The 24,140-nt window shown below is 72.0% G+C and carries 26 protein-coding genes and 3 tRNA genes; 14 read left to right on the forward strand and 15 right to left on the reverse strand.

Features of this window, described 5'->3' with window-relative positions:
* Positions 1–103: 103 nt before the first annotated feature.
* From ACWGLC_RS02990 to ACWGLC_RS03005, 4 genes are all read right to left on the reverse strand, one after another.
* Entirely contained in the window at positions 104–658 is a 555-nt protein-coding gene (locus tag ACWGLC_RS02990; protein ID WP_452098513.1) for a TetR/AcrR family transcriptional regulator, read from the reverse strand.
* A gap of 34 nt (positions 659–692) precedes the next feature.
* Complete coding sequence (locus ACWGLC_RS02995) at positions 693–1,283, reverse strand: flavin reductase family protein (protein ID WP_452098514.1); 591 nt, start codon at positions 1,281–1,283, stop codon at positions 693–695.
* Between the two features lie 138 nt (positions 1,284–1,421).
* The gene (locus tag ACWGLC_RS03000; protein ID WP_452098515.1) at positions 1,422–2,039 is read right to left on the reverse strand and encodes a mycothiol transferase; all 618 of its coding nucleotides are present in this window, start codon (positions 2,037–2,039) and stop codon (positions 1,422–1,424) included.
* Between the two features lie 28 nt (positions 2,040–2,067).
* Complete coding sequence (locus ACWGLC_RS03005) at positions 2,068–2,679, reverse strand: DinB family protein (protein WP_452098516.1); 612 nt, start codon at positions 2,677–2,679, stop codon at positions 2,068–2,070.
* A gap of 105 nt (positions 2,680–2,784) precedes the next feature.
* Here ACWGLC_RS03005 and ACWGLC_RS03010 point away from each other — a divergent pair, with 105 nt between their 5' ends.
* The 5 genes from ACWGLC_RS03010 (at position 2,785) to ACWGLC_RS03030 (ending at position 8,121) form a co-directional block, all read left to right on the forward strand.
* Entirely contained in the window at positions 2,785–3,801 is a 1,017-nt protein-coding gene (locus ACWGLC_RS03010; protein WP_452098517.1) for a helix-turn-helix transcriptional regulator, read from the forward strand.
* A gap of 10 nt (positions 3,802–3,811) precedes the next feature.
* Complete coding sequence (gene menD, locus ACWGLC_RS03015; RefSeq protein ID WP_452098518.1) at positions 3,812–5,593, forward strand: 2-succinyl-5-enolpyruvyl-6-hydroxy-3-cyclohexene-1-carboxylic-acid synthase; 1,782 nt, start codon at positions 3,812–3,814, stop codon at positions 5,591–5,593.
* 13 nt (positions 5,594–5,606) lie between these two features.
* Positions 5,607–6,095, forward strand: coding sequence for a hypothetical protein (locus ACWGLC_RS03020; RefSeq protein ID WP_452098519.1), 489 nt, complete (start codon positions 5,607–5,609; stop codon positions 6,093–6,095).
* 61 nt (positions 6,096–6,156) lie between these two features.
* Positions 6,157–7,407 carry a glycosyltransferase family 4 protein gene (locus ACWGLC_RS03025; protein ID WP_452098520.1) on the forward strand — a complete coding sequence of 417 codons (1,251 nt, stop codon included), beginning with the start codon at positions 6,157–6,159 and terminating at the stop codon, positions 7,405–7,407.
* A 24-nt stretch (positions 7,408–7,431) separates the two neighbouring features.
* Positions 7,432–8,121 (forward strand): demethylmenaquinone methyltransferase, encoded by a 690-nt coding sequence (locus ACWGLC_RS03030; RefSeq protein ID WP_452098521.1) that lies wholly within the window; start codon positions 7,432–7,434, stop codon positions 8,119–8,121.
* A 58-nt stretch (positions 8,122–8,179) separates the two neighbouring features.
* On the opposite strand, the gene ACWGLC_RS03035 is transcribed toward ACWGLC_RS03030, so the two are convergent.
* A complete protein-coding gene (locus ACWGLC_RS03035; RefSeq protein WP_452098734.1) occupies positions 8,180–9,487 on the reverse strand; it encodes a geranylgeranyl reductase family protein in 1,308 nt (435 codons plus the stop codon).
* Positions 9,488–9,623: 136 nt separating this feature from the next.
* On the opposite strand from ACWGLC_RS03035, the gene ACWGLC_RS03040 reads away from it, so the two are divergent.
* Positions 9,624–10,673, forward strand: a complete 1,050-nt coding sequence (locus ACWGLC_RS03040; RefSeq protein WP_452098522.1) for a polyprenyl synthetase family protein — start codon at positions 9,624–9,626, stop codon at positions 10,671–10,673.
* A 68-nt stretch (positions 10,674–10,741) separates the two neighbouring features.
* On the opposite strand, the gene ACWGLC_RS03045 is transcribed toward ACWGLC_RS03040, so the two are convergent.
* From ACWGLC_RS03045 to ACWGLC_RS03065, 5 genes are all read right to left on the reverse strand, one after another.
* On the reverse strand, positions 10,742–11,914 hold the full coding sequence (locus ACWGLC_RS03045) for a sulfate/molybdate ABC transporter ATP-binding protein (protein ID WP_452098523.1): 1,173 nt from the start codon (positions 11,912–11,914) through the stop codon (positions 10,742–10,744).
* Entirely contained in the window at positions 11,907–12,692 is a 786-nt protein-coding gene (locus tag ACWGLC_RS03050) for an ABC transporter permease (RefSeq protein WP_452098735.1), read from the reverse strand. The genes ACWGLC_RS03045 and ACWGLC_RS03050 overlap by 8 nt, the downstream gene beginning before the upstream one ends.
* 35 nt (positions 12,693–12,727) lie before the next feature.
* Complete coding sequence (gene modA / locus ACWGLC_RS03055) at positions 12,728–13,495, reverse strand: molybdate ABC transporter substrate-binding protein (protein ID WP_452098524.1); 768 nt, start codon at positions 13,493–13,495, stop codon at positions 12,728–12,730.
* A complete protein-coding gene (locus tag ACWGLC_RS03060; protein ID WP_452098525.1) occupies positions 13,492–13,902 on the reverse strand; it encodes a TOBE domain-containing protein in 411 nt (136 codons plus the stop codon). The genes modA and ACWGLC_RS03060 overlap by 4 nt, the downstream gene beginning before the upstream one ends.
* An 81-nt stretch (positions 13,903–13,983) precedes the next feature.
* Positions 13,984–14,478, reverse strand: a complete 495-nt coding sequence (locus ACWGLC_RS03065) for a YajQ family cyclic di-GMP-binding protein (RefSeq protein WP_230928324.1) — start codon at positions 14,476–14,478, stop codon at positions 13,984–13,986.
* Positions 14,479–14,612: 134 nt separating this feature from the next.
* Between ACWGLC_RS03065 and ACWGLC_RS03070 the strand changes: the two genes are divergently transcribed.
* From ACWGLC_RS03070 to ACWGLC_RS03095, 6 genes are all read left to right on the forward strand, one after another.
* Positions 14,613–14,694 (forward strand) — tRNA-Tyr (locus ACWGLC_RS03070).
* 198 nt (positions 14,695–14,892) lie between these two features.
* The gene (locus ACWGLC_RS03075) at positions 14,893–15,906 is read left to right on the forward strand and encodes a polyprenyl synthetase family protein (protein WP_452098526.1); all 1,014 of its coding nucleotides are present in this window, start codon (positions 14,893–14,895) and stop codon (positions 15,904–15,906) included.
* Positions 15,903–16,778, forward strand: a complete 876-nt coding sequence (locus tag ACWGLC_RS03080) for a phytoene/squalene synthase family protein (RefSeq protein ID WP_452098527.1) — start codon at positions 15,903–15,905, stop codon at positions 16,776–16,778. Before ACWGLC_RS03075 ends, ACWGLC_RS03080 begins: the two co-directional genes overlap by 4 nt.
* Entirely contained in the window at positions 16,775–18,430 is a 1,656-nt protein-coding gene (gene crtI / locus ACWGLC_RS03085; RefSeq protein WP_452098528.1) for a phytoene desaturase family protein, read from the forward strand. The genes ACWGLC_RS03080 and crtI overlap by 4 nt, the downstream gene beginning before the upstream one ends.
* Entirely contained in the window at positions 18,427–18,801 is a 375-nt protein-coding gene (locus tag ACWGLC_RS03090; protein WP_452098529.1) for a lycopene cyclase domain-containing protein, read from the forward strand. The genes crtI and ACWGLC_RS03090 overlap by 4 nt, the downstream gene beginning before the upstream one ends.
* Positions 18,798–20,075 carry a prenyltransferase gene (locus ACWGLC_RS03095; RefSeq protein ID WP_452098530.1) on the forward strand — a complete coding sequence of 426 codons (1,278 nt, stop codon included), beginning with the start codon at positions 18,798–18,800 and terminating at the stop codon, positions 20,073–20,075. Before ACWGLC_RS03090 ends, ACWGLC_RS03095 begins: the two co-directional genes overlap by 4 nt.
* Before the next feature lie 51 nt (positions 20,076–20,126).
* On the opposite strand, the gene ACWGLC_RS03100 is transcribed toward ACWGLC_RS03095, so the two are convergent.
* On the reverse strand, positions 20,127–20,849 hold the full coding sequence (locus ACWGLC_RS03100; protein ID WP_452098531.1) for a glycosyltransferase family 2 protein: 723 nt from the start codon (positions 20,847–20,849) through the stop codon (positions 20,127–20,129).
* Positions 20,850–21,007: 158 nt separating this feature from the next.
* On the opposite strand from ACWGLC_RS03100, the gene ACWGLC_RS03105 reads away from it, so the two are divergent.
* Both ACWGLC_RS03105 and ACWGLC_RS03110 read left to right on the forward strand, forming a co-directional pair.
* Positions 21,008–21,080, forward strand: a tRNA-Thr gene (locus ACWGLC_RS03105).
* 41 nt (positions 21,081–21,121) lie between these two features.
* Positions 21,122–21,195, forward strand: a tRNA-Met gene (locus tag ACWGLC_RS03110).
* A 103-nt stretch (positions 21,196–21,298) separates the two neighbouring features.
* Here ACWGLC_RS03110 and ACWGLC_RS03115 read toward each other — a convergent pair.
* The 4 genes from ACWGLC_RS03115 to ACWGLC_RS03130 are packed head-to-tail and all read right to left on the reverse strand — an operon-like array spanning position 21,299 to position 23,986.
* Entirely contained in the window at positions 21,299–23,026 is a 1,728-nt protein-coding gene (locus tag ACWGLC_RS03115; protein ID WP_452098532.1) for an acetolactate synthase, read from the reverse strand.
* A 53-nt stretch (positions 23,027–23,079) separates the two neighbouring features.
* Entirely contained in the window at positions 23,080–23,262 is a 183-nt protein-coding gene (locus ACWGLC_RS03120; protein WP_452098533.1) for a hypothetical protein, read from the reverse strand.
* Positions 23,259–23,507 carry a helix-turn-helix domain-containing protein gene (locus tag ACWGLC_RS03125; protein ID WP_452098534.1) on the reverse strand — a complete coding sequence of 83 codons (249 nt, stop codon included), beginning with the start codon at positions 23,505–23,507 and terminating at the stop codon, positions 23,259–23,261. Before ACWGLC_RS03125 ends, ACWGLC_RS03120 begins: the two co-directional genes overlap by 4 nt.
* A complete protein-coding gene (locus tag ACWGLC_RS03130) occupies positions 23,507–23,986 on the reverse strand; it encodes a DUF2975 domain-containing protein (RefSeq protein WP_230928315.1) in 480 nt (159 codons plus the stop codon). The genes ACWGLC_RS03125 and ACWGLC_RS03130 overlap by 1 nt, the downstream gene beginning before the upstream one ends.
* Between the last annotated feature and the right edge of the window lie 154 nt (positions 23,987–24,140).

The following is a 24,140-nucleotide window of genomic DNA, read 5'->3' on the forward strand; positions in this document are numbered from 1 at the left end:
ACTATGACACGAAATACGAACTGGGCACAACCCCCCCCGGGCCTGCGAGTTTCGAGAACGATCGTCTGCCCGGCCGCGCTCAGGCGCGCCTCCCCGGCCGGGCTCAGGCGCGCCCTTCCGGCGACAGCAGTCGATCGATCGCCCAGGTGACTGCATCGACGGCGTCGTCGGTCGGCATCCGCCAGATCGACGACAGCCGCTCATAGGTGTCGTTGCTCCACAGCACATCCAGAAGTGCAGCGAGACGACGGTCGCCGCCACAGGCATCGAGTAGTGCCTGCATCCGATCGCGGTTCATGGCGATCGCCGCGTCCGAGGGCGTGGGCTGCGTGTGCAGAGCCCGGTCAAAGGTGCTGAGCGAGGTGAACAGGCGCCCGACCAGCTCCGACACGTCGTCGACGGACAGGTCGTCGTAGGAGATCCCGGCATCCTGATTGATCCGGAGCAGCAGTGCCTCGTGGAGATCCGACTGGGTGGGGAAGTGCCGGTAGACGGTCCGCTCGCTCACCCCGGCGGCGTCGGCCACCGTCTTGAACGTGATGTCCACCCAGTTCCACCCGCCACTAACGCGGGCCAGGTCGAGGGCCGCCTCCAGGATGCGCTCGCGCCCCTGCTGCTGCCGGCGGGAACTGTCGTACTTTCGGGCACCGGTGGTCATGCCGGAACCCTATCGCCGCTGGTCCGGTCAGCCGCTACTTCACCGGCCGGGGGAGCTCCCGCGTCCGCGGGGCGTAGCCCCACTGGTGCCGCCCCAGGCGGGAGGGCGGCAGCAGTGAGTTGAAGTCGGGCAACCCGTCCGCGGCCAGCACGTCGTCCGCGATGGTCACGCTCACGACCCGGCCGAGCAGCATCGCACTGGTCCCGAGGTCGATCACGTCGTGGCGGACGCACTCGAACGCGATCGGTGCCTCGGCTACGCGCGGCGCAGAGACTCTGTCGGACGCCACCGAGGTCAGGCCTGTCGCCTCGAACTCGTCGACATCCGGGCCGAACGGGGCGGACGTGGCGTTCATGACCTCCATCAGCGACTCGGTGCCGATGTTCACCACGAACTCGCCGGTGTCCACCACGTTCCGGTGGGTGTCCTTGTGGCCGATCGAGGTGACCGACAGGATCGCCGGATCCGTGCAGGCAACGGTGAAGAACGAGTACGGCGCGAGGTTCGGCACCCCGTCGGCGGACACCGTCGACACCCAGGCGATCGGCCGGGGCGCGACCGACGCGGTGAGAAGCGGGTACAGGCCCCTGGCGGGGGGATCCTCGGGCGTGTAGACGGTGCGCATGAGCCCATTCTGCCGCCGGGGCCGCGCATCGTCCTGCCGGGCGGCGGAGGTCACTCTGCCCGTTGCGGGTCGGCGCCCCGCGCTCGCCACGCCCGCCCCGCGCCCGCCCCGCGCCCCCGGGCCGACGCGGAGTCACTGTCACCACGCCGGCGCCGGCACTTCCGGGTGCTCTGCGAACCACCGGCCGATGTAGGACATGTCGATGCCCTGGTCGCGCGCGATGAGGTCGTACATCGTGCCGCCGTCGATGGCCTCGCGCAGGATGTCGGCATGTCCGCTGTGCCGTTCGATCTCGGCGAGTGCGTGCAGTGCCGCCCAGCGCCCGTTGAACGCGGGCAGGTCCGCAGGGAACCAGGGCATCTCGGTGGGCACGGGCACGGGCGCGTCGAGGTCGACGGTGCGGAGGTGGTCGAGACCGGCGGCGTGCCGGCGGTCGAACTCGGCCAGGATCTCCTCGGCGGTCGCGTCGGGCGCCACCTGGTTGACGGTCTCCGCGTGTTCGAAGGACTCGAGCAGGGTGCGGCCGGTTTCCAGTGGCCGGGGGGCGGCGGCGGCACGACCGAGCCAGCCTTCGGCGACCTCGCCGATGTGCAGGATGAGCCAGCCGAGTGTGAGCTCGCTGGACGGGATCGGGCGGGTACGGAGCTGATCTGCGGTCAGTCCGGCGACGATCGATCGCGCGTTGGTGAGCGCGACGTCGATCCACTCGAGCAGGTTCTCGCGCTCGGTGCCGGAGGTGGCGGGGAAGAAGGGCATGACGACTCCTCGTGATCTGGTGGTTCGGTCAGCGGGTGGTGGCGTACAGGTCGCGGAGCAGGCACATCTCGGCCCCGTGGTGGATGACCTCGCGGCTGATGTGCAGAACGAGCGTGGCCATGGGCGCGTCGGCCCAGTGCCCCTCGGCGGGGCCGACGGGGGTCGCGAGGTCCCGGGCGTCGAGCCCGCGGACGCCGTTGATCCACCCGGCGTAGGTGCGGTCCAACTGGGCGAGGCCGCCGGCGGCGTCACCGGCGAACTCGTGGGTCATGTAGTCGTGTGGCGGTCCGCCGAAGTGGGAATGCCACCGCGCGCCCAGCACGCCGACGACGACGTGGCCGATGCGCCACGCGATGGTCGTCAGTGGCGCCGGCTGGGGCTCGGGGTAGGCGAAGTCGATCGTGAACTCCCCGGTCCCGCCCTGCATCTCCGCCGCGCCGGTGCCCCGCGGGCGCACGCCCCAGGTCAGCGCGTCGGGAGCGGGGGAGAAGTGGTACTCCTCGTCGGTCAGGCCCTCCAGCCTCGGGCGCAGGTGGCCGTGCCAGTGGAAATCCAGTTGATCGACCAGCTGACCTGTCCAGTCGAGGGGGCTGTCAGTGGCTTGTGGGCGGTCTACGGGCGAGGGACTGTCGGCGGTCATGTCGGGCTCCTGGGGCGATCGGTTCCACGGCCTGCGGTCGCGGTGAAACCAGCATCGCAGCCCATCAGGACAGTTTCTGTCCTCTGCGGGTGGGAGACTTCTCGCATGACCGCGGACAGGACGCCCACCACCCAGCGCGTGCTCAGCCTGCTGGACCTGCTCCAGCGCCGGTCCGTGTGGACGGGCGCCGAGTTGGCCGGCGAGCTCGGGGTGACGATCCGGTCCGTCCGCCGCGACGTCGACCGACTGCGAGACCTGGGGTACCCGGTCGAGTCGGAGCGCGGCGCGGGCGGTGGCTATCGGCTGGGCTCGGGCCGGAGACTGCCGCCCCTCCTGCTCGATGACCGCGAGGCGGTCGCCGTCGCCATCGCCCTGCGCCTCGCCGCCGGCGGTGCGGTCGCGGGCGTCGGCGAGCACGCGTTGGGAGCGCTGACCAAGCTCGACCAGGTGATGCCGGGCCGACTGCGGGAGCGGGTCGCCGCCGTCACCGAGTCGATGGTGGCGGTCCCGGGCACGGACACCCCGGTCGAGCCGGCGCTGCTCATCGAACTCGGGCACGCGGTCCGCGCCTCGGAGCAGGTGCGGATGGACTACCGGGACCGCGCGGGCCGGGACACCGAGCGCCGGGTCGAGCCGTACCGGATCGTGGTGTTGGGCCGGCGGTGGTACCTCCTGTCGTTCGACCTCGACCGGGCCGACTGGCGCACCTTCCGTCTGGACCGCATCCGGTCGGTGCACCGCACGCGCTGGCGGTTCACGCCCCGCGCGGACGTGCCCGATCCGGCCACGCATGTGCAGCAGTCCGTCGCCACGGCGCCGTACGAGTACCGGGCCAGCGTGGTGGTGGAGGCGCCGGCGGAGAAGGTGCTGGAGTGTTTCCCGCCGCCGTTCGGTGCGGTGACGGCCCTGCGCGGCCACGACCACCCCGACGGCCCGGCCTGCCGCCTGGAGGCCGGCGCCACCGACCTGGACGATCTGGCCTGGTACCTGGCCCGCCTGCCCGCGCCGTTCACGGTCGAGTCGCCGGACGGGTTGCGGGAGCGGTTCGCCGCGCTGGCCGAGCGGGTGACCCACGCCGCCCGCCCGTCGCGGGGACCCGACGCCGCGACCGCCCCCGACTAGGCTGGTGGCGATGACTCCCAGCCACCCCACCCAGAGCAATCCCAGCACCGCGCAGGCCCGCGTGCTGGTCGACGAGATGCTCCGCCACGGCATCACCGACGCGGTCCTGTGCCCGGGTTCACGCAGCGCGCCGCTGGCCCTGGCGCTGGCCGCGGCCGAGCGGGCCGGCCGGCTCCGGCTGCATGTCCGGATCGACGAGCGCGGGGCCGGGTTCACCGCACTGGGACTGGCGCTCGGGTCGAAGCGGCCGGTCCCCGTCGTGGTCACCTCCGGCACCGCGGTGGCCAACCTCCACCCGGCGATGGTCGAGGCCGCGCACTCCGGGGTGCCGATCCTCGCCCTGACCGCCAACCGCCCGCCCGAGCTGCGGGGGACCGGCGCCAACCAGACCATCGACCAGGTGGGACTGTTCGGGCCGCACGCGCGAACGGTGGTCGAACTGGGAGCGGCCGGAGACCCCGAGCTCGAGCACCGCCATTGGCGTGCCGCGATCGGCCGCGCGATCCTCACCGCCACGGCCCTGTCGGATCCGGGTCCGGTGCAGGTCGACATCGCCTTCCGCGAGCCGCTCGTCCCGGCGGAGGGGGACGAGGAGTACCGCCTCACCGCCGCCGACGGCACCGCCCTGGGCGGGGATGATGATGACGACGACGCCGCGACCGCGCGCGCTGTCACCGCTGCGCCGGTCGATCTCCCGGAGGGCCGCCCCGGCGGTCGTCCGTGGGTGCAGCGGGCCATGGCGGGGCTGGACTCCGCGCCGGGCGCCTCGGCCGTGGCGGTGGACCTGACCCGGCGGACGCTGGTCGTCTCCGGAGCCGGCGCGCAGCCCGTGTCCGGGCTGGTGGGCGTGCCGACGGTCGCCGAGCCCGGGGCGCCGGTCCCGCTGCACCCGGTGCACCCACTCGCGATCCCCGGACTGTCTCCGGAGCAGGTCGTGGTGACCGGGCGGCCGACCCTGCACAGGTCGGTCACCGGGTTGCTGGCCGATCCCGGGGTCGACCTGGTGATCCTCGACGCGGGCCCGCACTCGCCCAACCCGACCGGCAGCGCCGCCGAACTCGCGGACTCGGTCCTCACCGGGTGGGACGTGGACCCGGCGTGGGTCGCCGAGGCGGCCAAGGTGAACACGCACGCCCGTGAGGCGGTCGACCGCCTCCTCGACCGGCACCTCAACTCGGCCGGACCCACCGGGTTGCACGTGGCACGGGCGGTGGCCCGCGGGATGCGGGACGGCGGGAACCTCGTCGTGGGCGCCTCCAACGCCATCCGCGACCTGTCCCTGGTGGGCCCTCTGGACCCCGACGTGTCGGTGTACGCCAACCGCGGGGCGGCCGGCATCGACGGCACCGTGTCCACGGCCATCGGGGTGGCCCTCACGGCGCCGGGCCGCACGGTGGCGCTGATGGGTGACCTGACCTTCCTCCACGACCTGTCGGGACTGGTACTGGGCCCCCGCGAACTGCACCCCGAGGATCTGACGATCGTCGTCGCGGACGACGACGGGGGCGGCATCTTCTCACTCCTCGAGCAGGGCGATCCCCGGCTGGCCACCGATTTCGAGCGGGTCTTCGGCACCCCGCACGGCGCCGACCTGCGCGCGCTCTGTGTCGGCGCGGGCATCCCGTTCACCGACACCGACCCGGCCGGCCTCGAGGAGATGCTCACCGGGCCGTCGATCTCCGCCCGGCACCGCGACATCGTCCCCGAGGGCATGCGCGTCGTGCGGGTCTCCACCAGCCGCCAGGGCCTGCGCGACCTCCACGCCGCCCTACGGGCAGAGGCGCTCGGATGAGCGGGGCCCCCGGGTGACCACCACGGGATCCGCACGCCCGCTCCGGCCGGCTCGCCGGCGCTCGGCCCGTCAGGTGCGGCGAGCGGCGCTCACCAGACGTGCGGTGCGGATCGTCGCCGTCGTCGTCGCCCTGTTCTCCCTCGTCGTCGCGCTGCTCATCCTCCTGGCGTGCTTCATCAACGACCAGCGCATCGACCAGGACATGGGCAGCGCCACCGCCACCGTCACCGAGGTCACCGACCGGCGCGCAGCGGTCGAGTTCGACGCCGGCGGCGGGCAGAACGTGCGTCCGGTGACCGGCGTCTTCTATCCGACCGGCCTCGTCGAGGGCCAACGCGTGCAGGTCGAGTTCCGGCGCGCGAACCCCGACCTCGTCCGCGTGTCGGGCCGCAGCTGGACCGTCGCGGTGGTGCCCGCGTTGAGCGTCCCGGCGGTCGTGGTCCCGCTCGCGGCGCTCGTGTATGCCGCCACGTCGCCGAGGGTTCACCGGCCGTCATCGTGAATTCCTCGGGTCGTCCCCGGGAGATCACCGGCGTGTGGCCGGCGCGGGCGACAGTGATGAGGTGCGCGTAGCAATCGTCACCGAATCGTTCCTGCCGAACGTCAACGGCGTCACCAACTCCGTCCTCCGCGTGCTGGAATACGCGCGCAGGCACGGGCACGACTGCCTGGTCGTGGCGCCGTCGGGCAACGTCGGCCTGTGGCAGGGTGCGGCGGACGCGGTGCGCGCGCATCCGCTGGTCAGCGGGTTCGTCCCCCTCTTCGGCGGGCCCGAGTCGATGATGTCCGAGCGCGACCACCACCTGGGCTTCCCCGTCCACCGGGTCACGTCCGTTCGTGTGCCGGTCGTCTCCTCGCTGCCCGTGGGCGCCCCCAGCCCGAGCGTCTACAACGCGCTCCGCGACTTCGCGCCCGACGTGGTGCACCTGGCCTCGCCGTTCGTGCTCGGCGCCGCGGGTGCCGCCGCCGCGCGCGCCCTCGACGTGCCCACCGTCGCCGTCTACCAGACCGACGTCGCCGGGTTCGCGGACTCCTACGGCGTCGGCGTCATGGCCGACGCGGCCTGGGCCTGGACCCGGGCCATCCACGTCAGCTGCGACCGCACCCTCGCGCCGTCCACCGCGGCCATGGCCGACCTGTCCGGCCACGGCATCCCGCGCCTCTACCGGTGGGGCCGCGGTGTGGACTCCGTCCGGTTCAACCCCGCCCGGTGCAGCGAGGCCCTGCACAGGCTGTGGTCGCCAGAGGGGCGGCCCGTCGTGGGGTTCGTCGGCCGGCTCGCCCCGGAGAAGCACGTCGAGAGATTGCAGGCGATCGCCGACCGGTCGGGCCCCGCCGGCGATCTGCAACTCGTCGTCGTCGGCGACGGCCCGGACCGTCCCGCGCTCCAGGACGCGATGCCGCACGCGATCTTCACCGGTGAACTCCACGGAGAGCAGCTCGGCCAGGCCTACGCCACCTTCGACGTGTTCTGCCACGCCGGCGAGTTCGAGACGTTCTGCCAGTCCATCCAGGAGGCGCAGGCTTCGGGCGTGCCCGTCGTGGGCCCCGACCGGGGCGGCCCGCGCGACCTGGTCCGGGCCGGCGTGAACGGCTATCTGCTCGACCCCCGTACCTACGCCGCCGAGGTCTCCGACACGGTGGACCGCGTGCTCGCCGACCACGACGCGCTCGCCGCCGGCGCCCTGTCGACCGTCTCGGGCCGCACCTGGGACGCGATCTGCGGTCAACTCTTCGACCACTACGCGGCCGCGGGGGCCCGGACCACCGCCCGACGTCACGGCGTGGCCCGGCCGTCGCGTGTGGTGGCCTGACCACCAGCGGGTAGCGTCGTGGGCGTGTCCCGCGCCGATCTCGACAAGCAGCCCCGCGACGTAGCGTCGATGTTCGACGGAGTCGCCGACCGCTACGACGTGACCAACACCGTCCTCTCCGGGGGCATGGACCACCTGTGGCGTCGTCGTGCGCGCTCGCTGCTCGCGCCGCGGCCCGGCGAGAGTGTCCTCGACCTGGCGGCCGGCACCGCGGTGTCGACGGTCGAGCTGGCGAAGTCCGGCGCATGGTGCGTGGCGGCCGACTTCTCGCTCGGCATGCTCCGCGCCGGTGCCCGCCGCGACGTGCCCAAGGTCGCCGGTGACGCCATGAGGCTGCCGTTCGCCGACGACTCCTTCGACGCCGCGACCATCAGCTTCGGGTTGCGCAATGTGCAGGACACCGCCGCCGGGCTGCGGGAGATGGCACGCGTGGTGCGGCCCGGCGGCCGGCTGGCCGTGGTGGAGTTCTCCACCCCGGTGTTCCCGCCGTTCCGTGCGATCTACATGAACTACCTGATGAGGGCGCTGCCGAAGATCGCCACCAGCGTGTCCTCGAACCCGGACGCCTACGTCTACCTGGCCGAGTCGATCCGCGACTGGCCCGACCAGGCGGCACTGATGCGGATCATCGAGTCGAGCGGCTGGGAGCGCTGCAGCGTCACCAACCTCACCGGCGGGATCGCGGCGATCCACATGGCCCGCAAGCCCGCCTGATCTCACCCCGCCCGTCCCATCCGGCAACGGATGCCGGGGCGCAGAGCGGCGCGCAGGGTCAGTCGGTGAAGAGCGGGCGGCGGTCCAGGCGGCGGGCGATCGAGCCTGCGGCCCGCCAGCTCCGGGCGACGATGTCGCGGTCGGAATCGGCCACCGTATTGGACATGCAGCGCACCGCGGCCGTCATCAGCGCCTGCGAGCGCATCCCGATCGGCCCGGCCAGTGGCAGGAACTTCGGGAACGTCAGCAGATGGGCCGCGTCGCGGGCGATCGCGAACGACTCACCGTAGGTCGCGCGCAGCAGCTCCGGCCAGGCGCGGGAGAGGTCGACGGTGACGGGGCGCGTGCCGGACCCCGAAGCGCTCGAGCCGGCGCCGGCGGGCCCGGGGCCCGAGCAGATGAGCTCGGCCAGCAGACGACCTCCCTCGAGTGCGTAGTCGATGCCCTCGCCGTTGAGCGGGTTCACGCACGCCGCGGCATCGCCCACGGCAGCCCAGTTGCGACCGGCCACCCCGGACACCGCGCCCCCCATCGGCAGCAGCGCCGACGTCACCGCCCGCGGCTCGCCGGTCAACTCCCAGTCGTCGCGCACGAGACGCGCGTAGTGCTGCAGCAGTTCCTTGACCGCGACGTTCGCCGGGCGGGCCGCCGTCGCGAGTGCACCCACGCCCAGGTTGATCTCGCCGTCGCCGAGCGGGAACACCCAGCCGTAGCCGGGTTGGATGGCGCCCGCTTCGTCGCGCAGTTCGAGATCAGAACCGATCCACGGATGGTCGTGCCTGCCCGACCGGATGTAGGAGCGCGCCGCCACGGCGTACACGGTGTCGCGATGCCAGGTCCGACCGAGCATCCTGCCCACCGGCGAGCGGACGCCGTCCGCGACCACGAGGGTCCGGCACGCGATTCGCTGCTCCCCGGCCCGGACGGCGACGACCGCGTCGTCGTCGCCCCTCTCCACGCCCGTCACCCGCACGCCCTCATGGACCACGGCGCCGGCCTCGACGGCGGTCTGACGCAGGCGGTTGTCGAACACCGTGCGGCGCACGGCCGAACCGGTCCCGCCGTGATCGCCCGCCGGCCACGGCACCCGGCGCTGATGGCCGAAGCCGCGCAGATCCAGCCCCCTGATGGTGATGCGATCCCGCGCCCACGTGCCCAGACCCAGCCGATCGACCTCGGCCATCGCCCGTGGCGTGAGCCCGTCACCGCAGGTCTTGTCCCTGGGGAAGATCGCTGCGTCCAGCACCGTCACCTCGCGCCCGGCCCGCGCCAGCCACGTCGCCGTGGCCGACCCGGCGGGCCCGCAGCCCACCACGAGGACATCGGTCGAAGCGGGAAGTGGCGGCCGTGACTCCATGTGCTCCATGGTGGCAGGTCGCACGGCCGGACGGTCGCCGGGACCTCGGACGGGGTGGGGTGCCGCAGCCCTGAGTGCGGGACCGTAGTCTGTCCTCAGGGCCGGTCGACGCCGGTTCCGCTACAGGCGACGAGGACGAGTGGGGATGTCGAGCGATTCAGTGACGACCGGCACCGCGGCAACGACGCCCGACCACACGGTGGCGGGTGTGGACCTCGGTGACGCAGCCCTCGCGGCCGACTTGCGGAGCACGCTCGACGAGGTCGAGAAGTTGCTCGTCAGTCGACTGGCCAGCGGGGAGGACTTCCTCTCCGAGGTCGCCCTGCACCTCGTCACCGCCGGCGGCAAGCGATTCCGCCCGCTCATGACGCTCCTGACCGGGCAGCTCGGCCCGGAGCCCGACCGCGAGCGACTGGTCAAGGCCGCCGTCGTGTGCGAGATGATCCACCTCGCCACCCTGTACCACGACGATGTGATGGACGAGGCGGCCATGCGTCGCGGTGTCGAGTCCGCGAACAGTCGCTGGGATAACTCGACCGCCATCCTCGCCGGCGACTTCCTGTTCGCCCACGCGTCCATGTTGCTGGCCGACCTCGGCCCGGCGGCGGTGCAACTCATCGCCCAGACCTTCGCCGAGCTGGTCACCGGTCAGATGCGTGAGACCGTCGGACCCGGAACCGGTGAGCAGGCCACCGACGCCGCCGAGCACTACCTGCGCGTGATCTGGGAGAAGACCGGCTCGCTGATCGCCGCCGCCGCCCAGTTCGGTGGCGAGTACTCCGGAGCGGACGCCGAGCAGATCGAGCGCCTGCGCCGCCTCGGCGACGCGGTGGGGATCGCGTTCCAGATCGCCGACGACATCATCGACATCGCCTCGCCCGCAGACGACTCGGGCAAGACGCCCGGCACGGATCTGCGCGAGGGCGTCCACACGCTGCCCATGATCTACGCCATGGAGGACGGTTCAGCGGACAGCGCCCGGCTGCGGGAACTGCTCGCGCAGCCGTTGACCGACGACGCCGAGGTCGCCGAGGCCCTCGACCTGCTCCGTGCCTCGGAGGGCATGCGCCGCGCGCGGGTCGCGCTGGAGCAGTACGTCGACGACGCCATGGCCGAACTCGACGCGCTGCCGGCCGGCCCCGCCAACGAAGCGCTGCGACGGCTCGTGCGCTTCACCGTCGACCGCGTCGGCTGACACCTCCGCCCGGGAGTCTCCGGGTAGTCGCCGCGCGCCCCAGAGGCGATCGACGAGGCGGGCGGGCGTCAGGGACGCGGATAGAGCGCGACCTGGGCGGCTTTGACCACCAGCATCACGTCCGACCCCGGCGCGAGCGACAGCTCGGCGGCCGAGCGGCTGGTCACCTCGGCATCCACCAGCTGCCCGTCCCGTAGCTCTGCCGTCAGCCGGGTCAGCGCGCCCGCCGGGGCCACCGCCACCACGCGCGCGGGCCACGAATTCCGCGGGCTCGAGGCGGGGCCGGCCGGGCTGTCGGCGAGGTCGACCGGGCTCCCCGCGAGCGCGCCCGGACCCGCCGGCGCGCCGACCGCACGGATCGCCACCGATCGCGGATCCACCGTCGCGATCGCCCGCCCGCCGTTGCGCCACCCGTCCGCGGGCTCGGCACGGACCCCGGTGACCGCGTCGCCGGCGGGGGTGTGGACCTCGTCGTCGTCGACGATCGTCCCCTCCACCAGCGACACCCCCGCCAGTCGCGCGCCGAAGTCGGACGCGGGGCGGGCGAGGACCTGCTCGACCGTGCCGGTCTGCGCGGCGCGACCGGACAGGACGACGACGACATCGTCCGCCAGCGCCCACAGGTCCAGCGGATCGTGGGTCACCAGCGCGACGGCCCGGCCGGTGAGGCGGTCGGCGAGGAGGCGCCGGATCGCGGGTGCGACCTCCACGTCCAGAGCGGCCAGGGGCTCGTCGAGCAGGACGAGCTCCGGATCCACCGCCAGCGCGCGGGCCAGGGCGACGCGTTGCGCCTGCCCGCCGGACAGCTGGTGGGGGCGGCGGTCGGCGAGGTCTGCGCAGCCGACGGCGTCGAGTTCGGCGCGGGCGCGGGCGAGCGCGTCCCGGCGACGGACACCGCGGGCGCGGGGGCCGTACGCGACGTTGTCGAGGGAGGACAGGTGGGGGAACAGGCCGGGGCGCTGCTCGAGCGTCACCACGCGGCGGCGATGGGCCGGCAGGTGGGCGCGGGGAGAGCTGACCACGTGGCCGTCGATCCGGACCTCACCGGAGTCGGGTCGCAGGTGCCCGGCGAGCAGCGCCAGAGCCGTGGACTTGCCGGCGCCGTTGGGGCCGACGATCGCGACGCGGCGCCCGGCCGGGACGGCGAGGCGCAGGTCGACGTCGCGGTCCGTGACGCTGCAGTCGAGCTCGGCGGCGGGCACGGCGGCGGCCGCGACGGCCCGGGCGGGGGCGTCAGCCACGGCCCGTCACCGCCCTGCGCGCGACGACGGCCGAGCCGGCCATGAGGACCGCCGCCACGACGATGAGCAGCAGGGCCAGGGTGAGCGCGGTCCCGGTGTCCGACTCGCGGCTGAGATAGATCTCCAGCGGCAGCGTGCGCGTGGTTCCCTGCAGCGAGCCGGCGAAGGTGAGCGTCGCGCCGAACTCGCCGAGGGCGCGGGCGAAGGACATCGTGGCCCCGGCCACCAGTGCGGGCAACACCAGCGGCAGCGTCACCGTGGTGAGGACGCGGGTGGGGGAGGCGCCGAGGGAGGATGCGGTCTGCTCGAGGCGAGCGTCGACCGAACGGAGCGCGCCCTCGAGCGCCACGACGAGGAACGGCATGGCCACGAAGGTCTGTGCGATCACCACAGCGGCGGTCGTGAAGCCGATCTCGATGCCCAGCACCGACAGGTGCCGGCCCACCACGCCGGTGCGTCCGAAGGTGATGAGCAGCGCCAGGCCCGCCACCACCGGGGGCAGAACCATGGGCAGCGCGGTGACCGTCCGGGCGAGCGCCGCGAACGGGCCGTGACTGCGCGAGAGCAACACCGCCAAGGGGGTGCCCAGGAGCACGCACAACAGGGTCGAGATCGCGCACGTGCGCAGGCTGAGCAGCGCCGCGTCCCGCGCGGCCTCGGACCCGACGAGCGTGGGGACATCCGCCCAGGGGATCCGCACCGCCAGGCCGAGCAGCGGCAGCGCCATCAGCAGGACGGTGCCCGTCGCCGCGACGAGAAGCCACCGCGGGAGCGGCATCGCCACAACGCCGGGGCTGCGGACACGCCGACCGGTCACGGCGGGCCGAACCCGTACCCGGCCAACACGGCCAGACCGGCGGGGCTGGTGACGAAATCGATGAAGCGCTGGCCGAGGTCGGGGGCAGGGGAGTTCTCCAGCATCGCGATCGGGTAGCGGTTGGGATGGGCGCTCGCGCCGCTGATCCCGACCTTCTCGACCGCGTCCCCCGCAGCCGCGGCGTCGGTGACGTAGACGATCCCGGCGTCGGCCTCGCCGGAGGAGACCTTGCCGCGCACATCGGTGACCTTGGTCTCCTCGCTCACCGGCCGCAACTCGACCCCGGCGGATTCCGCGAGCGCCAGGGTGGCGTTGCCACACGGCACGCCCTCGGCGCACACGACGAGCCGGGTGCCGTCCAGAGAGCCGTCGAGCCCGGTGATCCCGGCCGGATTGCCGGGCGGGGTGATGAGCGTGAGGTCGTTGGTCGCGATCACCGCCGGCGTGCCGGCCACCAGCCCCTCGGAGATCGCGCGGTCCATGTTCGTCTCGTCCGCCGAGACGAACACGTCGGCCGGGGCGCCACTCGCGATCTGGTCGACCAGACCGGAGGAGCCGTCGAAGGAGAGCCGGACCTCGACACCGGGATTGGCCGCCTCGAAGTCCTCGGCCAACTCCGAGAACGCCTCGGTGAGCGAGGCGGCGGCGAACACCGTCAGCGTCTGCGACGCCGCGGTGTCGTCGTCGCCCCCGGAGGCGCAGCCCGCCAACGCGGACAGCCCAACGACGGCGCCGAGCGCGGCGGCGGCGAATCGGCGCGTCATTGCGGGGCGCCTTCGATCACGACGCTCGTCGCCTTGACCCGCGCCGTGGCCAGAGAGCCGGCCTCCAGGCCCATCTCGCGCACGGCCTCCGTGGAGATCAGCGAGACCACGCGGTAGGGCCCACACTGGATGTCGACCTGGGACATGACCGGGTCGGACTTCACCGACGTGACCAGGCCGCGGAAGCTGTTGCGCGCGCTGACCGCGGCGTCGCCGGAACCGTCCACTCCTGCGCCCCGCCCGGCGGCCCGTTCCTGGGCCAGCCGGGCGAGATCGGCGCCGGCGACGGTCTTGCGACCGGAATCGTCCGGGGACGCGGTGAGCTCGCCGCGTTCGATCCACCGGCGCACCGTGTCGTCGCTGACCCCCATCAGGGAGGCCGCCTCGCTGATTCGCAACTGCGTCATGAAGCTCACTCTAGACCCGCAGGTGCGCAATGGCGGGGGAGTCGGACTCGCTTCCGCGGGACCGCGCGCCAGGTTGGCGGGTCAGCGGTAGTTGGTGAACTGCAGTGCCACCTCGAAGTCCGCTCCCTTGAGCAGCGAGATGCAGGTCTGCAGGTCGTCGCGCTTCTTGGACGACACGCGGATCTCCTCGCCCTGGATCTGCGCCTTGACGCCCTTGGGGCCCTCGTCGCGCAGGAGCTTGGTGATCTTCTTGGCGTTCTCCTTGTCGATGCCCTGCTTGAGCGAGCCGACCAGGCGGAAACTCTTGCCCGACGGCATCGGCTCGCCCACCTCGAGCGCCTTCATGCTGAGCCCGCGGCGGACCAGCTTCTCGATGAACACGTCCTTAGCGGCCATGACGCGGTCCTCGGTGTTAGCGGTGATCTCCACCGCGTCCTCGCCCTTCCACTCGATGCCGGCGTCGGTGCCGCGGAAGTCGTAGCGCGTGCCCAGCTCCTTGGCGGCCTGGTTCAGTGCGTTGTCCACCTCCTGGCGGTCGAACTCCGAGACGATGTCGAACGAGGACTCTGAGGCCATGGACGCTCTCTCCTTCACTGGTGGCGGGGCTTGCTGCGGTCGATCCAGGCCAGGTTACCCGCCCCCGGAGACCCCCGATTTGGTACCCGGGGGGCGGGGCGTTGTACTGTGTCTCTGCGCCCTGCGGGGTGCACGCCAGATTGCCCGAGCGGCCAAAGGGAGCGGATTGTAAATCCGTCGGCTTAGCCTTCGTTGGTTCGAATCCATCATCTGGCACTCGGAGACCTCTGCCACAAGCGGGGGTCTTCGTGCATTTCAGGGACACCCCCTCAGCGCTGGCGGTCGCCGCGGCGCGCCGCGATAGGCTGGCGGCGTGCATACGTGGGTGGCGACAGGCTCGGACTCGACTGGGCGCGGTCAGGACCCATCCGCGTTCGCCTCCGCTCCGAATAACAGGGCATGACCTTGTGTTCTGTGCCCGCAGTCCCTCGGATGGCCGTGCGTGACGTGCCAGCGGGGCTCGGCTCCGCCGTCGACGACTGGGTTGCGGATCTCGACGCCACGACCCGCACCGGCAAGGGGATACGGTCCGCTTTGCTCGAGGCCGTGTACGTCGCCGCCGGTGGCGAGGAGCCTGCAGTGCGGGTCGCGGTGGGCGAGGCGCTCGAACTGCTCCACGAGGCATTTCTCATCCACGACGACGTCGTTGACGGCGACGACCACCGCCGTGGTCAGTCCAACCTCCAGGGCCGGACGCGGGATCGGGTGGCGGCTCGGGGCGCCGACCCGGCGGTCGCGGAGGGCGTCGGCAGGGCCGCCGGTCTGCTGGGAGGCGACATGCTCCTTGTCGCGGCGATGAGCGGCTTCGCACGCCTGCCGGTGCCCGCACCGACGGTGCACCGGGTCCTCGACGAGGTCGAGCGGGCGGTCGCGGCCTCCGTGGCCGGCGAGTACGCCGACATCCACTATTCCGCTGACGCCCGCCCGCCGAGCCGGGAGCGTGCCCTGGCGATCGGCCAGGCCAAGACCGCCGCCTACTCGGTCTCCCTGCCGCTCGTGCTGGGCGCGATTCTCGCAGGTGCCGGGGACCAGACCGTCGAGTCGTTGCGTGAAGCGGGCGCTCACCTGGGCACGGCCTATCAGGTGGTCGACGACCTGCTGGGAGTGTTCGGCGACCCGGGCGAGACGGGCAAGTCCAACGAGGGCGATCTCCTGCGCGGTGCGCCCACCGTCCTACTGGCGTTCGCCGCCACCACCGACGCGTGGCCCCGCATCGACGCCGCGCTCGGGGGCCACGGCCACGGAGACCCCGACCCGGATACCGCGCGTGATCTCCTGTACGAGTGCGGGGCCCGGGACCACGCGCAGCGGGTCGCCGAGGATCTGGTCGCCGCGGCCCGCACCGCGCTGGACCGTCCGACCATCCCGGCCGCGATCCGGGCCGCCCTCGCACCCCACCTGGCCGCCGCCCTGGAGAGGACCCGATGACCCCGACGAACCCGCACGCGGAGTTCACCGAGGCCGCGCGGGCGTGCGCGCAGGTGCTGCTGCGCCGCTACTCCACGTCCTTCGCCCTGGCCTGCCGACTGTTGTCGCCGGCCACCCGGCCGCATGTCGCCGCGATCTACGCGTGGGCGAGGGTCGCCGACGAGGTCGTCGACGGCGCGATGGACGACCCGGCCGCCGCGCGCGAGCTCATCGCCGAGGCACGCCGCCGCACCCACCGCGCGATCGAGCAGGGGCTGGACCCGGACCCCGTCACCCACGCCTTCGCCGACACCGCACGCCGGTTCGGGATCGGCGCGCGCCTGGTGGACCCGTTCTACGACTCGATGGAGGCGGACCTGGACGTCACCGTGCACAGCGACGAGTCGCTGCGCCGGTACATCCACGGGTCGGCGGAGGTGATCGGGGAGATGTGCCTGCGGACGTTCGCGGGTGGCGGATCGGGCGACGACGACGAGCTCGCAGCCGGTGCACGAGCACTGGGATCGGCGTTCCAGAAGGTCAATTTCCTCCGGGACGTCCGTGAGGATTCCGGAGAGCTCGGCCGCAACTATCTGCCCGGTCGGGATCCGCTCGCACTGACCGACCGCGATGTCCGGGAGTTGGCGGACGACGTGGACGTCGACCTGCGGCTGGCCCGCATCGCGATCGACCGGATCCCCGGCCGGGACCGCCTCGCGGTGTTGGCCGCGCACGATCTGTTCGCGGAGCTCAACGAGCGGCTGCGCGCCGCGGGCGCCGCCGGAGTGAGCTCCGGACGGGTCCGCGTGCCCGACGCGGTGAAGCTGAAGATCATCGCCCGCGCCGCGGCCACCGGTCGCCGGGTCTCCCAACGGTCGGGGGAGTCCCGATGAGTGGTGAGTTCGAGCGGCTGCGACTGCGGCTGCGTCGGGGTCGACCCGTCGCCCCCGACGGTCCTGTCGTGGTGGTGGGCGGCGGTATCGCCGGGCTGGCCACTGCCGCGCTACTCGCCCGGGAGGGCCGTGACGTCACGCTCGTCGAGGCCACCGAGGAGGTCGGCGGCCGGGCGGGTAGCTGGTCGTCCGGAGGGTTCCGCTTCGACACGGGCCCGTCGTGGTTCCTCATGCCGGAGGTGTTCGACCACTTCTTCCGACTCTGCGGCACCTCGTCCGCCGAGCAGCTCGACCTGGTCCGCCTGGACCCCGGCTACCGCGTGTACTTCGAGAACCAGTCCGAGCCGGTCGACGTCCGCTCGGACCGGGCCGCCTCCACCGCGCTGTTCGAGTCTCTCGAGCCGGGGGCCGGCGCGGCCCTGGAGAAGTATCTCGACTCGGCCCGCATGACCTACGATCTCGCACTGCGGCGGTTCCTCTACACGAACTTCACCTCGTACCCGGCCCTGGTGCGGCGGGAGGTCGTGGCCCGCGCGGGGACGCTGCTCGCGCGGCTCGCCCAGCCGCTGCAGTCGTACGTGGCCCGCCGCTTCCGGGACCGCCGCATCCAGCAGATCCTCGGCTACCCGGCGGTGTTCCTGGGCTCCTCGCCGTACCTCGCGCCGTCGATCTATCACCTCATGAGTCACCTCGACCTGGCCGACGGGGTGCTCTACCCGCGCGGCGGTTTCGCCGAGCTCATCGCGGCCGTCCGGAGGGTGGCCGAGCAGCAGGGCGTGCGCATCCACACCGGCACCGAGGCGATCGCCCTCACGGTCTCCGACCCCGGCCCGGAAAGGCCCTCCGTGACGGGGGTCCGGGTACGTGACCGGGCAGGAGCCGAGCGGACGCTGCCGGCCGGCCTCGTCGTCGGCGCCGCGGACCTGCACCACCTCGAGACCCGGTGGCTGCCGGACCACCTCCGCACCTACCCGCAGTCCTACTGGGACCGGCGTATGCCGGGGCCCGGTGCGTTGCTCGTGCTGCTCGGCGTGCGCGGCGAGCTGCCGCAGCTGGCGCACCACACGCTGTTGTTCACCGAGCGCTGGGAGGAGGGGTTCGACGCCATCTTCGGTGACGAGCCGCACATCCCCGATCCCGCCTCCCTCTACGTCTGTAGGCCGAGCGCGACCGACACCGACCCGAATGCCGGGATCGCGCCGGAGGGTCACGAGAACCTCTTCGTCCTGGTGCCGATCCCCGCCGACCCCGCGTCGGGGCGTGGCGGTGTCGACGGTGCCGGTGACGCGACGATCGAGGCGGCCGCCGACCAGGCGATCGCGCAGATCGCCGACTGGACCGGCATCCCGGACCTCGCCGAGCGGATCGTCGTACGCCGCACCATCGCGCCGGCCGATCTCGAGGCGGATCTGGGCGCCTGGCGCGGTACCGCACTCGGCCCGGCACATACCCTGGCGCAGAGCGCGTTCTTCCGCACCCGCAACGTCAGCAGGCACGTCGACGGGCTGTTCTACGCGGGCGCCTCGACCATTCCGGGGATCGGGCTGCCGATGTGCCTCATCAGTGCGGAGTTGGTGCTCAAGCACGTGCGCGGCGACACCGGCACCGCCCCGGTGGCCGAGCCGGGCGGAGGCACGGTGTTCAGCGGGTGATCGGGCTGGCGTACCTGGCTGTCCAGGCCCTCTCGTTCGCGGGGATCCTCGTGATCGACCACCGCTGGCGTCTCGCCGCATTCCGCGCCCCGGCCGCCACCGCGCTGGCCGTCACCGCCGCAGTGGCGTTGTTCCTGACCTGGGACGTACTCGGCGTGCGCAGCGGTGTGTTCTTCCGCGGCACGACCGACTTCATGACCGGACTGCTCATCGCGCCGGAGATCCCTGTCGAAGAGGTGGTGTTCCTGGCGTTCCTGTCGTACCTGGCGCTGGTCTGTGCGACCGGGGTGACGGCCGCGGCCGAGCACCTCCGCGCACGGCGGACAGGGAACGACCCGGCCCGTACCGACGAAACGGGGGAGCACCCGTGACCGGTATCTACACGACCATCAACCTCACCATGTCGATCCCGGTGCTCGGCGCCGCGGCGATCGCCCTGTGGCGACTGCGCGGGGCCGAGCGACGGCGGTGGTTGCTCGGCGTCGGCGGCTCGCTGGTGGTGCTGCTCGTCCTCACCGCGATCTTCGACAATCTCATGATCGCCGCCGGTTTCGTGGCCTACGACGACGCGCTCACCAGCGGTCTGCGCCTCGGGCTGGCGCCGATCGAGGACTTCTCGTATGCGATCGCCGCCGCCGTGTTCGTGCCCTCGGTGTGGTCCGTACTCACGGCGCGGACGCCGGCGGCCGTGGCCGACGAACACACCTCTCCGCAGGACTCCGCGGCAGGCGTTCCGGACAGCGTTCGGGACAGCGTTCCGGATAGGCCGGCGCCGCCCGCACTGCTGACCACGCTGTTCTGGTCATCGCGTCCGGTGTCGTGGGTGAACACCGCCGCCCCGTTCGCGCTGGCCTACCTCCTGGCCACCGGCGGATTCGACCTCGTGGGGGTGATCGGCACGGTCTTCTTCCTGGTGCCGTACAACCTCGCGATGTACGGGATCAACGACGTCTTCGACTACGAGTCCGACCTACGCAATCCGCGCAAGGGCGGGGTCGAGGGCGCCGTGCTCGACCGGTCGCGGCACACGGCGACGCTCGTGGCCTCGGCCGTGACGACGGTGCCGTTCCTGGTCTACCTGGTCCTGGTGGGTTCGGCGGAATCATCACTGTGGCTGGCGGCCAGCATGTTCGCCGTGATCGCCTACAGCGCCAGAGGAATGCGGTTCAAGGAAGTCCCGTTCCTGGACTCGATCACATCCGCATTCCACTTCGTCTCCCCGGCCATCATCGGGTGGACGATCGCCGGGGCCGAACTCACCGCGGGGGTGTGGGCGTGCCTGGTCGCGTTCATGCTGTGGGGCGCGGCGTCCCAGGCGTTCGGGGCCGTGCAGGATGTGCGTTTCGACCGCGAAGCCGACCTCAAGTCGGTCGCGACCGTGCTCGGGGCGCGGAGCACCGTCTGGTTCGCGCTGGCCTGTTACGTCGCCGCCGTCCTGGTGTTGCTGATCTGCGCGCCGTGGCCCGCGTCGGGTGCGGCGTTCGCGATCCTGCCGTACCTGGCGACGGTCGCCGCCTACCTACGGGTCGACGATTCGACCGCCGAGGCGACCAATGAGGGCTGGAAGCGCTTCCTCGTGCTCAACATGCTGGCCGGCTTCTGCGTGACCCAACTCGTCCTCTGGTCGGTTCTCGTCTGGGCCTGACCGCCGCCTCGCCGCCCGGCCCTTCCGCTCGGCCCGGACCGTGCACGTCTCTCAGCGCCGGGCGCGCTCCAGCCACCGCTGCGAGGGTGGGCTCGTGCGCCAGTTACGGAAGATCGTCCGGAACGCGCGGGAGAACCGTCTCCGCATGGCGGCCGGGTCGTCGAAGGGGCGCGCGGAGATCCCGACGCTCAGCGAGCGGTCCACGACCACGCGGTCGGCGGCGCCGAACTGGAACGACAGGTCGATGTCGTCGTGGAGTTCGGGGTCAGTCCGGTCGACACCATCGCGCGCCCGATCCCACGCACTGCGGCGCATCGCCAGGTTGGAACCGAACAGCACCGGGTGGGCCATCGCCGCGCCGACCGACAGGAAGAAGGCGTCCATGTAGAGCACCCGGGCCGCCGCAGCGCGCCATCCTTCGAGCCCGATGAACTCGCCGGGCCCGGAGAGTGCCGAAAGCGCCGCGTCCGTCTCAAAGGCCGTCTCGATCCGGGCGAGCCAGTCGGGGCCGGGGCGAGAGTCCGCGTCCAGCCGGGCGATCACATCGCCTGTTGCCGAGTCGTAGCCGGCCGCCGCCGCAGCCGGGATGCCCCTGACGGGCTCCTCGATCACCCGCGCGCCCGCGGCGAGGGCGACGGCCGCGCTGTCGTCGGAGCAGCCGTTGTCGACCACGACGATCTCGTCGGCCGGTCGTGACTGCCCGAGCAGTGCGGCGAGGCATCCGCGGAGTTCATCGACGTCGTCCAGGACGGGAACGACCACGGAGATGCGCATGCGAGCATTCTGCCACCCCCGACGGCGAGCAGCCGCCGCTCAGATCGGGGTAGGCCACCGTTGACCAGCCGATTTGTGTGCGCTCGAAGCCTGTGTGTAATCTGCTAAAGGCTTACGCACCGAGCCGAGGACGGACAGTCCGAGACTCGATGTGGCCCGCCCCCTTAGCTCAGTCGGCAGAGCGTTTCCATGGTAAGGAAAAGGTCGTCGGTTCGATTCCGACAGGGGGCTCGCACTGTGCGGGCGGCGCGATCGTCCGACTAGCAGAGCATGCCGGTGTAGCTCAGCTGGTTAGAGCGCACGACTCATAATCGTGAGGTCGGGGGATCGAGTCCCCCCACCGGTACTCCTGACGAAAGCCGTCCACGGATCCGTGGACGGCTTTCGTCTTCTCAGGCGCGGGCCCTTACCCCTTCAGCCCTCAGGGGTTGCGGAAATCGGGCGGCCGGTCACACCCCGAACGTCGAGCGCGGGTACATGGCCTCGACATCGGTGATCACGTTCACCAGGTACGGAACCCCGCTGGCGAACGCGCGGTCCAGGGCCGGGCCGATCTGCGCCGGATCGGTCACCATCTCGCCGGCCCCGCCGAGGGCGCGGACCACCTCGTCGTAGCGGGTTCCCGGGGCGAGGTCGGCGATCACGTCGTAGCCGTACAGCATCTGCATCGGACCCTTCTCCAGGCCCCACGCACCGTTGTTCCCCATCACCATCACCACGGGCAGATTGTGCCGCACGAGCGTGTCCACGTCGATGAGGGAGAAGCCGGCGGCGCCGTCGCCGAGCAGGAGCACCACCTGGCTCGACGGGCGGGCGATGCGGGCCGCGATCGCCGCACCCAGCCCCGCGCCGAGGCAGCCGAAGGGCCCGGGGTCGAGCCAGTTGCCGGGCCGGGCGGGCTCGATGAACTTGCCGGCGTAGGACACGAAGTCCCCGCCGTCGCCGATCACCACCGCGTCCTCGGCCAGTCGCGGGAGCAGCTCGCCGTAGATCCGCCCCGGGTGGATCGGGTCCGCGCTCGCGGAGAACAGCTCCAGATCGGCGGCGTGGGTGGCGTCCGCCTTCTCCCGCAGCGAGGCCGTCCAGCTGCTCCGGTCGGGTCGCGTGGGGCGCTTCTCGACCGCCGCCAGCATCGCGTCGAAGATCCGGCCCAGGTCTCCGGCGGTCGCCACGGCCGGGGAGGCGTGGTGGCTGAGCTGGCTCTCGGAGTCCGCGATGTGGATCACGGTCGCGGGCGTCGCGTCGTCCTTGCCGCCGAACACCCCGTACCCGAGCCGGAAATCGAGCGGTGTCCCCACCACGATCACCAGATCGGCGGTGCCGAACGCCAGGCCGCGGGCCTTGGTCACCAGCAGCGGATGCCCCGCGGGCAGGATCCCGCGGCCCATGCCGTTGGGGATCGTCGGCAACCCGAGCGTCTCCACGCAGCGCAGCGCCGCCTCCTCGGCGCCGTCGGCCCACACGTCCGAGCCGATCACCACCACGGGCCGCTCGGCGCCCACGATCAGGTCGGCGATCCGGTCGACGGCGTCGGTGTCGGGGGAGCGGTCGGGCGCGGCGGCGGGGGAGCCGTCGTCGGCCGGGCCCGGGCCGGGCCGCACCGACTCGCTGCGATCGAAGAAGTGGTCCATGTGCACGTCGAGGAACGCCGGACCGCGGTGGGCGGTGCCCGCGGCGGTGAACGCGCGATGGGTGGCGGGGGCGATGTCGGCGGTGTCTCGGGCGGTCTCCGCTGACACGGTCACGGACTGCACGACCGGCACGTGGTCGAACTCCTGCAGACTGCCGGTGCCCCACCGCGCCGCCGGGGCCCGCCCGCCGATCATGACCATCGGAGCTCCCGAGAACGTCGCCTGCGCCAACGCGCTGACCCCGTTGGTGACGCCCGGACCGGCGGTCAACACCGCCAGGCCGGGGGAGCGGGTGAGTTTGCCGGTCGCCTCGGCCGCGAACGCCGCCGTCTGCTCGTGCCGCACGTCCAGGAGCGAGACGCCGTGGTCCTCTTTCTCGGCCGCGTCGTACATCGGGAAGACGTGAGCGCCGGACAGGGTGAACACGGTCCGCACCCCGTGCGCGGCGGCCACGGCCGTGGCGTGCGAGCCACCGTGCCCCTCGACGGGGGACGGCCCCGTTCCGGTGTCCCGGCGGCTCTGGTCGGTCGGACTGTTCTGGCGCACGGCTCTCTCCCTGGTCGACTCCCCTCCACCGTAGGAGTTGAGGGGTGCGACATTCAGGGCTTCGGCGTATGCGGTGTCCGCAGGGCGACGACCACCGGGATCACGATGAGCACCACCCCGATCGCCTGCAGCCCCGGGGAATCATCGGCCTCACCGAGGATCAGCCCGGCGATCCCGAGACCGATCACCGTGAGAAGGCCGATGAGGATCACCACGAAACGCGCTGCCGCCTTCATCGACCGACCTCGTTGTCGTCGTCGTTGTCGTCGTTCTGGTCTTCCTCGACCCACTCGAGCAGGTCTCCGGGTTGGCAGTCGAGCACCCGACACATGGCGTCGAGCGTGCTGAAGCGCACCGCCTTGGCCCGCCCGTTCTTGAGGACGGAGACGTTGGCCGGCGTCAGGCCCACCCGCTCCGCGAACTCGCCGACGCTCATCTTGCGCCGGGCCAGCTCAACGTCGATTCGCACCACGATGGGCATCAGATCACCGCGTCCATATCCGTACGCAGCCCGGTCGCCTGCCGCAGTAGCGCACGCATCACGACCATCAGCAACGCGGCCACCGCGATGATCGTCACCATCAGCAGGAGTAGGAGCGGCAGCCCGGGGTCGTCGGCGGTGAACCCCACCACCAGGAACACCCCGGCCAGCACCAGCCAGGCGGCGACGATCGCACCGAGGATCACGTCCACCCATTTCAACGAGGCCACCGTGAAGATCCGGTCGGCCACCACCATCCCGAGCAGCCTCCACGTCGCGACGATCACCACCTGGATGCACAGCACCCAGAAGACCGTCACGGCCGTCAGCGGCCAGCGCAGATGTGCGCTCTCAGGGTGCTCCGCGGCCATGTGGGCGAACTGGCCGGGCAGCGACATGGTCTGGAACACCAGCAGGATCGCGAACAGCAGGACCAGGAGCGCCCTAAGCGGTAGGACCGCACGAATGACGATGTTCATGCAATGAGTATCGCTAAATACCTATCGAAAGTCAATAGGGGCACCCGGTTCGGAGAATCGGACGTGGTCGGGCCGCCGGCCGGGCGGTCATAAGGAAAAAGTTGTGCCGGGCCCACCCATCCGGCAGTCCATCCGTCGCGAAGCCCGAGAACCC

The organism is Dietzia sp. NPDC055877, from assembly GCF_053615975.1.